The sequence below is a fragment of the Rubripirellula tenax genome (assembly GCF_007860125.1).
Lineage (GTDB): Bacteria > Planctomycetota > Planctomycetia > Pirellulales > Pirellulaceae > Rubripirellula > Rubripirellula tenax.
The window spans coordinates 249022-262607 of sequence record NZ_SJPW01000008.1; the positions used below are offsets into that span (position 1 = coordinate 249022).

The 13586-nt window shown below is 55.8% G+C and carries 7 protein-coding genes; 4 read left to right on the plus strand and 3 right to left on the minus strand.

The genetic code is table 11. The features are described from left to right. Positions 1–37: 37 nt before the first annotated feature. Entirely contained in the window at positions 38–2578 is a 2541-nt protein-coding gene (locus Poly51_RS27000; RefSeq protein WP_146462001.1) for a sulfatase-like hydrolase/transferase, read from the plus strand. A gap of 120 nt (positions 2579–2698) precedes the next feature. Here Poly51_RS27000 and lpxK read toward each other — a convergent pair whose 3' ends face one another. Next, a complete protein-coding gene (gene lpxK, locus Poly51_RS27005) occupies positions 2699–3766 on the minus strand; it encodes a tetraacyldisaccharide 4'-kinase (protein WP_146462003.1) in 1068 nt (355 codons plus the stop codon). A gap of 154 nt (positions 3767–3920) precedes the next feature. On the opposite strand from lpxK, the gene Poly51_RS27010 reads away from it, so the two are divergent. After that, on the plus strand, positions 3921–6155 hold the full coding sequence (locus Poly51_RS27010; RefSeq protein ID WP_146462005.1) for an NADP-dependent isocitrate dehydrogenase: 2235 nt from the start codon (positions 3921–3923) through the stop codon (positions 6153–6155). Positions 6156–6214: 59 nt separating this feature from the next. On the opposite strand, the gene Poly51_RS27015 is transcribed toward Poly51_RS27010, so the two are convergent. After that, complete coding sequence (locus Poly51_RS27015; RefSeq protein WP_246114807.1) at positions 6215–8287, minus strand: YgiQ family radical SAM protein; 2073 nt, start codon at positions 8285–8287, stop codon at positions 6215–6217. A gap of 210 nt (positions 8288–8497) precedes the next feature. Here Poly51_RS27015 and Poly51_RS27020 point away from each other — a divergent pair, with 210 nt between their 5' ends. After that, on the plus strand, positions 8498–10822 hold the full coding sequence (locus Poly51_RS27020; protein WP_146462007.1) for an Orn/Lys/Arg family decarboxylase: 2325 nt from the start codon (positions 8498–8500) through the stop codon (positions 10820–10822). Between the two features lie 13 nt (positions 10823–10835). On the opposite strand, the gene Poly51_RS27025 is transcribed toward Poly51_RS27020, so the two are convergent. After that, positions 10836–11963, minus strand: a complete 1128-nt coding sequence (locus Poly51_RS27025) for a hypothetical protein (RefSeq protein ID WP_146462009.1) — start codon at positions 11961–11963, stop codon at positions 10836–10838. 57 nt (positions 11964–12020) lie between these two features. Here Poly51_RS27025 and Poly51_RS27030 point away from each other — a divergent pair, with 57 nt between their 5' ends. Beyond that, positions 12021–13580, plus strand: a complete 1560-nt coding sequence (locus tag Poly51_RS27030; protein WP_146462011.1) for a PrsW family glutamic-type intramembrane protease — start codon at positions 12021–12023, stop codon at positions 13578–13580. The last annotated feature ends 6 nt before the right edge of the window (positions 13581–13586 follow it).

Sequence of the window (13586 nt, forward strand, 5' to 3'; positions counted from 1 at the left end):
GCTTGGTAGATCCGACATTCTCCCCACGACATCACCTATGAACTACAACAAAAACATTTTCCGTTGGCTGCTTCCGGTGCTGATCGTCGCGTCGTTGCAAGACATCGGATCGACGAAAGACAAATCTGAATTCTCGAATCGATACAACGTCTTCAAGACTTTCCGAATCAAAGGTGCGGGAGGAACAGACCATATGGAATTGGCCGCTCGATATGGCGCCAATACGATTCGCACGTGGAGCGTCAGCGAGGACACCAAGACTTGGCTCGAAGATGCGTCGCGACTGAATCAAAAGATGATTTTGGGTATCTGGATGCCTCATCAAGGAACCAACAATTCGCGCGGTGTGACTTACGAGCAGGATTACCGAGAATCCAGACCAAAGATCCTGAATCGTCTGAACTCAACACTCGATCAATACGACGATCACCCGTCGGTGCTGATGTGGGGACTCGGCAATGAGGTCCACCTGGATGAGCACTATCTGAAAACCGTCAACGAAATGGCGAAGGTCATTCACGGGCGTAACCCGAACCGATTAACGTGCGTCGTCATCATCAACGCCCCAAAGAGTTCAATCGATCTGATCCAAAAGCACGCTCCCGAAGTCGACATGATCGGCGTCAATTCCTACGGCAGGGGAGCAATGCAAAATGCCATCAAGAACTTGGAAGAGCACTGGAAGAAGCCGTATTTCTTTTCTGAGTATTCTTGCACGGGACCATGGAGCGCAGCCAAGGGCGTCGGCGATCTTTCTTTAGAAACGGTTCCGACGAAGAAGGTTCAGGAACTCCGCGACGCCAATGGTGCGCTGCATCTTGGTAAGAACAATTGCGGGGGCGTCGTCTTCGTTTGGGGTGAACATGTCAACGGTATGGATACCTGGTTCAGCATGCTTTTGCCCCAGGCCCCGACACAACATTTGCGGCTTGGCGAAACTCCACTTGTCACGGCGATGGCGGATGAGATGCACCGTGCCTGGACAGGGCTGGACGTTGAAAATCATGCGCCGCTGATCAGCGCAATGACGATCAACCAATCAGCCCGCGGGGCCACGGTTGCACCCAACCAAAACTTAGACGTCGCCGTGGACGCATCGGACGACGACGGTGAAGATTTGACCCATCGCTATTGGATCTTCCCCGTTGACGGAAACAAAAAACAGTCCGCGGTAACAGGTCCGATCGATGGTGACGCGCTAACGACGGTCAAAGCACCGACGGAACCCGGTAATTATCGTTTGCTGTGCCAAGTCGATGACGGCAACGGAAAGACCGCGGTGCATCATGTCCCGGTGATCGTCGAAGCGGAGACGGTCCGGCCGAACATCTTGCTGATTTTTTCGGACGATGCGGGATATGGTGACTTCGGGTTTCAAGGCAGCAAACAGTTCAAGACGCCGCAGATTGATCGCCTTGCATCATCGGGCGTCATTTGCACGAACGGTTACGTGAGCGCTTCCGTGTGCAGCCCATCGCGAGCGGGGCTTTTAACGGGACGTTACCAACAGCGTTTCGGTTTCTTCATGAACCTGCCAACTGAACTCGCCGAGCGAGCCGATGATCCGCAAGGCTTGCCGGTCAACGAACTGACGTTTGCCGATGCTTTGAAAGAATGCGGCTATCGCACAGGTGCCATCGGAAAATGGCACCAAGGGGAAGACGCTCGATTCCATCCGAATCGACGCGGTTTCGACTACTTCTATGGATTCCTCGGTGGTCACCGCAGCTATTTCCCGATTCCGCCCGATGGCTCGCAACCCAGCCAAACTTTGATGCGAAACCAGGAATCGTTGCCGGAGGGTAATAGCGACTCTTACACCACGGATCTCTTCACCGATGACGCGATTCGATTCATCAACTTGAAGGATGCGTCGAATCAACCGTTCTTTTTGTACCTGTCGTACAACGCGGTTCACGGTCCGATGGATTCGCTAGATGAAGACCGCGCACCATACGACGATCTCAAAAACGAGAAACGCCGTAATCTTGGCGGAATGACCGCTGCGCTAGATCGCGGCGTTGGAAGGATTTTGGACGAACTAGACGATGCGAAAATCCGCGACAACACGCTGGTCGTGTTTGTCAACGACAACGGCGGCGGCGAATACATCGCCGCGAATAATTGGCCACTACGGGGCTACAAAGGACATGAATGGGAAGGCGGAAACCGAGTGCCATTCGTTTTCAGTTGGCCGGGCCATCTTAAGGCAGGGACGAGTTATGATCAGACGGTGATCTCGCTGGATTTGTTTCCGACGTTCCTGTCTTTGGCCGGAGGTGATGCCGGTACGCTGGCGAAACCGCTGGATGGTGTGAGCCTGATGCCGTTCCTGCGTGGGCAGTCAGACGGTAAGCCTCACGAGGCCCTGTTTTGGCAACGTCGAAACGCCGCGGTGCGCGCGGGAGACTGGAAAATGATTCACTTGGTGACTCGCGACGGGGCGATTGAGCTTTACAACTTGAAAGACGATATCGGCGAGAAGAACAACGTCGCAGCACAGCACCCCGATGTGGTCAGCGACCTTCGGTCGATGCTCGAAGAATGGCAATCGGGACATTCCGACCCGATGTGGTAGGGTTCAATTCGCGATTCCGAGAACCAAAACGGGCGTTTCGCGACCAGGATGATCAAGCCCAAAAAAGAAGCATCACATCGATCTTCGCTCACGCGTCGCGAGAGCCTGAGAACCGCAGCATCAAAAATCGGAATCCCCGTCTTTGATTGACGAAACGATCGGATCCAACCAAGGAGACACATCGCCGTCGATTTCCAAGTCGATGGTGATCGCAACCAAAGGCTTGCCACCGATGCGATCGGTTCTCAACTTGACCAAATCCTTGTGAGTACAAACGACTCGATCGATGGAATCGCCAAGGTCGCGGACCCACTGGCGAATCTCGGCAACGACCTCGGAAGAATAGGTGTCGTGATCGGGGAAGTGCTTCGATGCAATCACCGTTGCTTGGCACGACAACACTGTCTGCTCAAAAGCGTCCGGATTTCCGATCGCTGCAACCAAGGCAACACTCTGGCCCTCCAGCGATCGAATCGGTGATGTGAGATCTGGGAATTCCCGCAATCCGCTCGGTACGTGACGCGACCGAAGGACCGCTAAATTCGGCTTCACACTTTTGATAAGGTTTTCGATTTCGGCTAACTTGGCTGCGTCCGCCGCATCGCATCGCGTCAGGATCACCAAGTCGGCCCTCGTCAGTCCGGTGATCGGCTCGCGAAGTAGACCACGGGGCAACAGATGCCCGTAACCAAACGGACACGTCGCATCGATCACGACGATGTCCAGATCGCGATGTAGACGGCGATGCTGAAATCCGTCGTCCATCAGGATGACTTCGGCTTCGAGTTCTTCGACGACGATCCGCGCGGCTTCGACACGATCGGGGTTCTGAACGTGGGGAACGTCCGGGAGCCGATCATGCAGTTCAAGTGCTTCGTCGTTGACGTCGTTATCCCCACGGCCGTATCCGCGACTGATGATCATCACCCGTCGCCCGCGTGATCGAAACCACTTTGCCAAATAGCAAACGATGGGCGTCTTGCCGGTTCCGCCGGTCGTCAGGTTGCCGACGCTGATCACAGGCACCCCGGCCGCGTGCGTTTCCAGCTTGCCCGAATCGTACTGTCGATTGCGACGCTTGACCGCGATTGCGTAGGGAAATGATCCGACGCGCAGCACGCCGCGAGCCAGCATTGCCGCTGGCCCGCGTCGCTGGCCGCTCATGATCGATCGGAAATCCCACTTCATCCCGATACGATAACGTGCGATGGTCCGCCCCAACAGCGATCACCGATCGTCGTGAAATGTGCGACCAACCGTCGCGACCGATCGGGTCTGTCGCCTTGGGCGGTGTGGGTGGTACTATCTTGGCGAGAGTACGACACGAACCAGGAACCAATCCATGACCGGCAATACCGCGAAAATCATCTACACGTTCACCGACGAAGCGCCAGCGCTGGCGACTCATTCGCTGCTGCCGATCGTCCAGGCTTATTGCCAAGCGGTTGGCGTACAAATTGAAACGCGGGATATTTCGCTTGCCGGTCGGATCTTGGCCAACTTTTCCGATTTCTTGACCGACGAGCAACGGTGCCCCGATGCATTGGCCGAACTGGGTGAACTTGCCAAAACGCCCCAAGCTAACATCATCAAGTTGCCCAACATCAGTGCCTCGATTCCTCAGTTGATCGAAGCGATCGAAGAACTTCAATCGAAGGGGTTCGCCATACCGAGCTTTCCCGACGATCCGAAAACCGAAGAACAACAGTCGATTCGCGCATGCTACGCCAAAGTCCTCGGAAGTGCGGTCAATCCGGTGCTCCGCGAAGGCAACTCGGACCGCCGTGTTGCCGCACCCGTCAAGGCATACGCTCGCAAAAATCCGCACTCGATGGGTGCTTGGTCGCCCGATTCGAAGACTTGTGTTGCGTCGATGGCAAGCGGTGACTTTTATGGAAGCGAACGATCGCACGTGATGTCCAAAGCGGGCAACGTCCGCATCGTTTGGATTGGCAAAGACGGAAACAAGAAGGTCTTGAAGGACGCTTTGTCGCTGCAGGCGGCCGAGGTCATCGATGCATCGGTGATGAGTCGCGCGGAATTGCGCCGATTTCTTACGGAAGCGGTTGCGGACGCCCGCGCCAACGGCTTGTTGATGTCGCTTCACATGAAGGCGACGATGATGAAGGTTTCCGATCCAATCATCTTCGGACATTGCGTGACGGTCTACTTTGCGGACGTCTTTGAAAAGCACGCGGACACGTTCAAGCAGATCGGCGTCGACCCGAACAACGGCCTGGGCGATGTCTACGCGAAGATCCAATCCCTTGATGCGGAAAAACAAACCGAAATCAAATCCGATATCGAAGCGACCTACGCCAAGGGTCCGGCGCTGGCGATGGTGGATTCGGACAAAGGCATCACCAACTTGCACGTGCCAAGCGACGTGATCATCGACGCATCGATGCCGGCGGCCATCCGAGCGTCGGGCAAGATGTGGGGGGCCGATGGGAAGCTCCATGACATGCTGGCGATCATTCCCGATCGTTGTTATTCGGGCGTCTACCAAGCCACAATCGACTTCTGCAAGACTCACGGTGCGTTCGACGTGTCAACGATGGGCAGCGTCGCGAACGTCGGACTGATGGCCCAAAAAGCAGAAGAATACGGATCGCACGACAAGACGTTCCAAATCGCCGGCGAAGGCGTTGTGCGAGTCGTCGATGACGCCGAAACGGTGTTGATGGAACACGCCGTTCGCGAAGGCGATATTTGGCGGATGTGCCAAACCAAGGACGCGCCGATCCGCGACTGGGTCCGCCTAGCAGTGGCTCGAGCACGTGCGACGGGTTCACCAGCGATCTTCTGGTTGGACGAAAATCGCGATCACGACGCGAACTTGATCAAAAAGGTCACGGAATACCTGCCCGATCATGACACCGAAGGTCTCGAAATCTTGATCATGTCGCCCGTCGACGCGACCACGTACACATGCGAACGGGCACGGCAGGGTAAGGACACGATCTCGGTCACCGGGAATGTGTTGCGAGATTACTTGACGGACTTGTTTCCGATCATCGAATTGGGAACCAGCGCTAAGATGCTGTCGATTGTTCCGTTGTTGGCGGGCGGCGGTTTGTTCGAAACAGGAGCCGGTGGGTCCGCCCCCAAGCACGTCGAACAACTGGTGAGCGAAGGCCACTTGCGATGGGATTCACTGGGTGAATTCCTGGCAATCGCGGTCTCGCTGGAAGACCTAGCATCGAAGACGGCGGACGGAGACATCAAGGTTCTAGCGTCGACATTGAACGATGCGACATCGAGACTACTGGACGAAGACAAGTCGCCCAGCCGCAGCGTTGGCGAATTGGACAACCGAGGCAGCCATTTCTACTTGGCGATGTTCTGGGCCCAAGCACTCGCTTCACAAGATACCAGCCCAAGATTGAAGAGTGCGTTCGCCGAGCTAGCGACAAAGCTGGCCGAACACGAGTCGCAAATTGTGGCCGAGCTTAACGGCGCGCAGGGCAAACCAGTCGACATCGGCGGCTATTACTATGCCGACGAATCGAAGGTCCAAGCAGCGATGCGTCCCAGCCAAACGTTTAACGCGGCGATCGCTTCGCTGGTCAGCTAGTGCGACGATGAAAGGCTCGCAACCTGGCTGCGGGCCGATTCAGAAAACGGGATCACTTGTTACTGAGCGCCGCCCCGTTTGGGGCGATATCCGGTGCTCTTTCGTTCGCGACGTTCCTTGACGCTTCCCTTCTTCTTGTCGGGCGCGCCGTCGGCTTTCGGGATCGTGTGGACGTAGTCTCCGCGGAATCGTTTGTTAGCGTCTTCGCGGCGCCGATGCTGAGCCTCTTTGGGCGGCTTCGACGGGATCAAGCATTCACACCCGTCGCCCACCAAGTCCATGCGGCCGACCGAACGCAGTGCCTCGCGGACTTCGAAGTAATTCTCGGGCTTGAAGAACTGCATCAGTGCCCGTTGCATCTTGCGTTCTTTCATTGCCTTGGCGATGTACACCGGTTTTTTCGTGAACGGGTCCATTTCGGTGTAATACATCGTCGTCGCGACGTCCAACGGCGCCGGAATGAAGTCTTGAACCGCGTCCGGCTTGTAACCGTTTCGTTTCAAAAACAGCGCCAACTCGATCATCGCGGACACGTCGCTGCCGGGGTGCGAAGCGATGAAGTAGGGCACAATGAACTGCTTCTTGCCGACCCGTTCGGATTCTTGATTGAACACTTCGGTGAAGTGCTCGAAGTCGTCGTTTTTGGGTTTGCGCATCTTGTTCAGCGTCCCAGCATCGACATGCTCAGGCGCAACCTTCAGTTTTCCGCCGACATGGTGGGCGGTCAATTCTTTCAGGTATTCGGGCGACGTCCGAGCCAAGTCCATGCGAATGCCGCTGGCGACGAGGACCTTTTTCACGCCGGGGATCGCACGAGCTTCTCGCATCAATTCGATGACCGGCGTGTGGTCGACGCCAAGGAGTTTGCAGATTTTGGGGTGAACGCACGACTGACGCCGGCAAACGGCTTCGACTTCCGGCTTGGTACATTGCATATGATACATGTTGGCGGTCGGTCCGCCGATGTCGCTGACCACACCAGTGAACGACTTGTCTTCGGTCATCTTCGTGATCTCGGTCAGCACCGACTGTTTGCTTCGCGATTGGATGATACGACCTTGGTGGGCCGTGATGCTGCAGAACGTGCAACCACCGAAACAGCCTCGCATGATCGTGACCGAGTTCTTGATCATCTCGTAGGCGGGAATCTTCTCGGTGTAACTGGGGTGCGGTTGACGCGTGTAGGGCAATCCGTAAATCGCGTCCATCGCCGCTTCGCTGATTGGCATCTGGGGCACGTTACAAACGACCGTTTGGGTGCCGTGCCGCTGGAATATCTTGCGAGCGTTGTGGGGATTGGTTTCATTGTGAATGATCCGCGTCGCTTCGGCAAAGTCCAACTTGTTGCCAAGCACGGCTTCGTACGACGGGATCTCCATCGCGTCGTCGGGGATCGATTCGGAAGCGCCTAGCAAATATGCGGCGCCTCGCATGTCGCGTAGGTCCTTCACTGATTCGCCCGCTTCAAGACGTCGCGCGATTTCGACGATCGCGTTTTCTCCCATCCCAAAGCCGACCAAGTCCGCCTTGCTGTCCATCAGAATGCTGCGTTTCACCTTGTCCGACCAATAGTCATAATGAGCCAACCGACGCAGCGATGCTTCGACGCCGCCGGCGATCACGGGGACACCCTTGTAGGCCTCGCGGGCACGTTGACAGTAGGACAGCGTTGCCCGGTCGGGCCGCAAACCGATGCGGCCGCCTGGCGAATACGCGTCGTCGTTGCGAACTTTCTTGTTGGCCGTGTAGTGATTGATCATCGAGTCCATGTTGCCGGCGCTGATGCCGAAAAACAGCCGTGGACGACCAAACTCTTTCCAAGCGTCACAGTTTCGCCAATCCGGTTGGCTGATGATGCCGACTCGGTAACCGGCGGCTTCCAAGACACGTCCCAAGATCGCCATCGCGAAACTGGGATGGTCGATGTAGGCATCACCGGTAACAAACACGATGTCTAGTTCGTTCCAACCGCGTTTCCTTGCTTCCTTCATCGTCATCGGCAGCGGATCGGCCGCCAAAGGGCCGGTGGGTGTGCGCCCGCCCGCCGTCAAGTTCGACAAATAGTCTCGCGACATAGCGGGGGCCAAGGCGGCAGCGGCGTCGATGGGATCGTTGATGACGGGAAGTTGCATGAAATCGGACGTCGGGAGTGTTTTTGGGTCGGCAGGTGCAGCGAGAACAACTTTAGCGCCTCATTGTAGGGCTATTAAAAGCGTTTGATAGCGTGAAAACGACGGTTTTCAGTGCCGGCAAACCGGTGGCCAAGATTTGATCTCATCTTTGAAGGTCGGGGCCAAGAACGTAAACTTCCGCTGCTGCCCTAAATCAACCAAAGGATTCGCATGAAATTTCGCTTCCCGATTCTGATCATTGACGAAGACTACCGCTCGGAAAATACGTCGGGGCTGGGCATTCGTGCGCTCGCCGAAGCAATGGAGGGAGAGGGGGCTGAAGTGATCGGGGCGACCAGTTACGGGGACCTATCGCAATTCGCTCAACAGCAATCTCGCGCGTCGGCTTTCATTTTGTCGATCGACGACGAAGAAGTGATGTCGTCGGATGAAGAGGAAGGCCCCGCGATTGGAAAGCTGCGTGAGTTCATTCAAGAAATTCGCTTTAAGAACAACGACATCCCGATTTTTCTGTACGGCGAAACCAGAACGTCGGCGCACATTCCCAACGACATTTTGCGGGAATTGCACGGCTTCATTCACATGTTCGAAGACACGCCGGAATTCGTCGCCCGGCACATTTTGCGTGAAGCTCGATCGTACACCGATGGTCTGGCACCACCGTTCTTTCGAGCACTGTTGGATTACGCTCGCGACGGGTCGTATTCGTGGCACTGTCCGGGGCACTCGGGCGGCGTAGCGTTTTTGAAGAGCCCCGTCGGCCAGATGTTTCACCAATTCTTTGGCGAGAACATGTTGCGTGCTGACGTATGTAACGCCGTCGAAGAGCTCGGCCAGTTGCTAGACCACACCGGTCCGGTGGCAGCATCGGAGCGGAATGCGGCCCGCATTTTCAACGCTGACCATTGTTTCTTCGTCACCAACGGAACATCCACATCGAACAAGATGGTTTGGCACTCGACCGTCGCGTCGGGCGACATCGTGGTCGTTGACCGCAACTGCCACAAATCGATTTTGCACTCGATCATCATGACGGGTGCCGTGCCGGTATTCTTGACGCCGAAACGGAACCACTTCGGGTTGATCGGGCCGATCCCGCTTGAAGAATTCCTTCCCGAGAACATCCAGAAGAAGATCGACGCCAACCCGTTCGCCCGCGCGGTTCAAGAAGCCAATCCGGGACGGAAACCGCGAATCCTGACCATCACGCAAAGCACTTACGACGGCATCGTCTACAACGTCGAAATGCTGGAGGAGTTGCTGGACGGAAAAATTGGCACGCTGCATTTTGACGAGGCATGGTTACCGCACGCGACATTCCATGATTTTTACCGCAACATGCACGCGATCGGCCGCGACCGACCGCGATGCGAAGAATCGATGGTCTTTGCGACGCACTCGACCCACAAGCTGCTGGCGGGGATCTCGCAGGCTTCGCAAATTCTGGTCAAAGAACCAAAAAATCAGAAACTGGATCGCCATATCTTTAACGAGGCGTATCTGATGCATACGTCCACGTCGCCCCAGTACGCGATCATCGCGTCGTGCGATGTCGCCGCAGCGATGATGGAGCCACCGGGTGGCACTGCGCTGGTCGAGGAATCCATCTTGGAAGCCCTGAACTTTCGCCGGGCCATGCGAAAAGTCGATGCCGAGTGGGGCGACGATTGGTGGTTCCAAGTGTGGGGGCCCGACGAGATTCCCGAGCACGGCATCGGCGAGCAGAGCGATTGGATCTTAAAGGCCGACGACGAATGGCACGGCTTCGGGCACCTAGCCGACGGATTCAACATGCTGGACCCGATCAAGGGTACGGTCATCACACCGGGCTTGAATCTGCACGGCCAGTTCGCCGAGACCGGCATTCCTGCTTCGATTGTTACACGGTACTTGGCCGAGCACGGCGTCATCGTCGAAAAGGCGGGTCTGTACTCGTTCTTTATCATGTTCACGATCGGCATCACCAAAGGCCGCTGGAACACGCTCGTCAGCGCCCTTCAACAGTTTAAAGACGATTACGACAAGAATCTTCCGATGTGGAAAATCTTGCCGGAATTCGCGGCTAAGTTTCCCAAGTATGAATCGGTGGGCCTGAGAGACCTTTCGCACGCGATTCACGATACGTACAAGCAAAGTGATATCGCACGGGTGACCACGGAAATGTACTTGTCCGAGATCACACCCGCGATGTTGCCATACGTCGCGTACGACAAGATGACGCACCGTGAAATCGATCGTGTCGAGATCGACGACCTGCTCGGTCGCGTCACGGCGGTCCTGCTGACGCCCTACCCGCCGGGCATCCCGTTGCTGATCCCTGGCGAGTGTTTCAATCAAACGATCATCGAATACTTGCAGTTCGCAAGAAAGTTCAACGAACGCTTCCCAGGATTTGAAACTGATATCCATGGGTTGGTCACAGAAACAGTCAATGGAGTTCGCAAATACCATGTCGACTGTATTCGCACCAAACCGGACCAAGAACTCGAGCAAAACACGGCATCGGCGGTCAAGAACTTGGTTGCGACGAACTAGTACAGCGTCGCACCTAAGACGTGGGATAGGCTTCCAGTTCGGCCGCGGCCAAGTGCGCGACCCAAGACTTCAACCGCGGCCATTCGCTGCTATCTAGGCTGTTGCTGATCAGATCTTCGCGATGGATGGTGACTCCCGATCCGTCACCAAATTCGGCCGTGATCGTTTCATCCTGAAGTCGCACACGTTTGGCTTCGTTCCAAAAAACTTGCCAGTGGCTCCCCGGCAAAAAACCACACACCCCATCCTCGGTGATCCAACCACGCATCAGCATTCGATAGGGCTGCGGCGCCGCACGTGCGTATTCGCTCTGCCCGATCACACCGACGGCGATTGGGAACAGTGCGATCAAGACGATCGCGAAAATATCGACTGACCAGAAAAACAACAGCACGCAAACGGCGTAACCAAAAACTTGGAGCCCGTTGTAGTACATGATCCGCCGCCGTTCCTCGTGCGTCAGCGGAGGCTTCGTCGGAACAACGCTTTGAAACCCGACGGCTCCCTTCGGCATCGTCGCCCAATCGACGATTGCTCGGCAAGTCGAAGGTTCGACAGCCTGCGATCGGATGCGTTTGACCCAAGCAGAAACAGCTTCACGCGAATACCCGTCGATGCAGTTGTGGGGAATCGCGATCGTACATGCTTCTTCACGCGTCCAAGCTAACCGGATCCCACGCTCTCTAACCGCAACTTTCCCGAAGGCTGCCCACGAAATTTGATAGTCGGGAACTTCGGCGTGGCCGTCGCACGTCAAACCGTATGCGTCGAGATATCCGTGGATCGGCCCAACGAGCCCCGGCGATTTCTTGACCAAACGCTTGGCCCGAGATCGACTGCTCAGTAGCCAATTGACTGCGGCCAGCGCACTCGACATTGCAAGAAACATGCCCAACACGGCTAAAATTACCTGTGGATCATCGCGGCCCATCCACACGCCGGCCACGACCAAAACGGCAAAGAAGCCGATCGCCAACACGCAAACCCCTTGGAACACTCGCATGATCCACGGCACTTCGATCAGCGCAACGAGGTCTTCGAAAGTCACGTCACCGTGCAACGCGATTCGATCCAACGCGTTCGTTTCAACGCGTGAAATGTCCGCGGTCGGCGGGCGATAGGGATTGTGACTCGGTTGCATGACGGGCTCCTGATCCGCCATGATAATCGAACTCCCTCCACCAAACGTCGGACCATCATGACTTGGCAGCACTGGCTACGCGTAAAGACTCAAGACCCGACCTTTCTTTGGACCATGACGTTGTCCATTTTGGTGACAGGTGTGGCAGCGGGTTGGCTGGCTCAATTCGCACCGAAATCGAAAAACGTCGACTCGAAGTCAATTCACGATGCAATCGCGATGGGATGGGAATCTCCCGACGACCTAACATCGTGGCTACAAGCGATGGACGACGACGTTCCGTTTGACTTTCGGTTGGTCGCCATTTCGCATCTTGAACTCGACGACGATCAGTCCGCCGCGTGGAGCGCCGTTGACCTAACGTCCGGTTCAACCCAACGGGGTATCGCAAGCCAATTGTTACTCAGCATCGCTCTTGGAAAACCAACACCTCAACTCGATCAGATGGCCAATACCGCCCCGGCCACCCGTCACGCCAATCAAGCGATCGGGGCCCTTCATTTGAGTCAACGATCGTTCGGAACAGCGGGCAAGTATTTTGAACGCGAAGGTTTGTTTGAAGATGCCGAAATCGCACGGCAATTTGCATTGGACGTCTATGGGGCGGCCAATGATTCGGCTGCGATTGAGCGACTCGCGAAACTGCCGCCGTATGCGCCGCTGATCTCGCCGAGCGAGCGACTGTTAATCGCGGAATCGAATCGTGACTGGACGGAGATCTTTCGCGTGATCGTGCCCCTTACCGCAGAACGATTCAAGCAGGGCTTCGCGACATTGCTTGCGATCATCGCGGGCATCGGATGGTTCGTTTTAGCGGCGAGAATGGGTCGGGCGGGAACACGCGAGGGAGCGAGGCTTTGGTTGTGCGGACTGGCGATCGTGATGGGTGGACTCAGCATCCCCGTCACCAGCTTGGTCAACATTTGGCAAGAACTCGATTGGGGAATCACCGAAAGCAATGACTTGATCGAAGGCATCAAGTTCTACGTTTTGGGCGTCGGCTTTCGCGAAGAGTTCGCAAAACTGTTGATGCTGTTGCCGTTGATGCCAATCATCGTGCGACGGCGAAGTCCGATCGAAGCCTTGATCGTTTCCGCTTGCGTCGGTCTGGGTTTCGCGATCGTCGAAAACATGGGCTACTTTGCCCGCAGCAGCAGTACCGATTCGATGGGACGCTTTTTAACCGCCAACTTTGCACACATGTCGATGACGGGTTTGATCGGGCTGTCGTTCGCAAGGTTCTTCTGGAAAAAGCAAGACATCAGTCACGCTTTATTGACGTTTCTTTTGGTGATGCTGGCCCACGGTTTTTATGACGCAACGATCGCCGTCCCGGGGCTTCAGGACTTGAGCATCGCAGGCACGATCATTTTCATCCTTCTTGCCTACGCGTTTTTCCACGAAGTCCGATCCGAATACCAACAGACGCCGGAAACGATCAGCCTAACAGCGTCGTTTCTATTCATCGTTTCGATGCTGACCGCGATCACCTTTGTTTACGTCAGTTGGCGGATGGGATTCGCCGCAAGCGTAACCCTGCTAGCCGTCGACGTGCTCGGGCTTGGCGTGATGGTCTACATGTACTTGCGTGAAATGCCCAATTCGCTGATTCATTGAACCGAC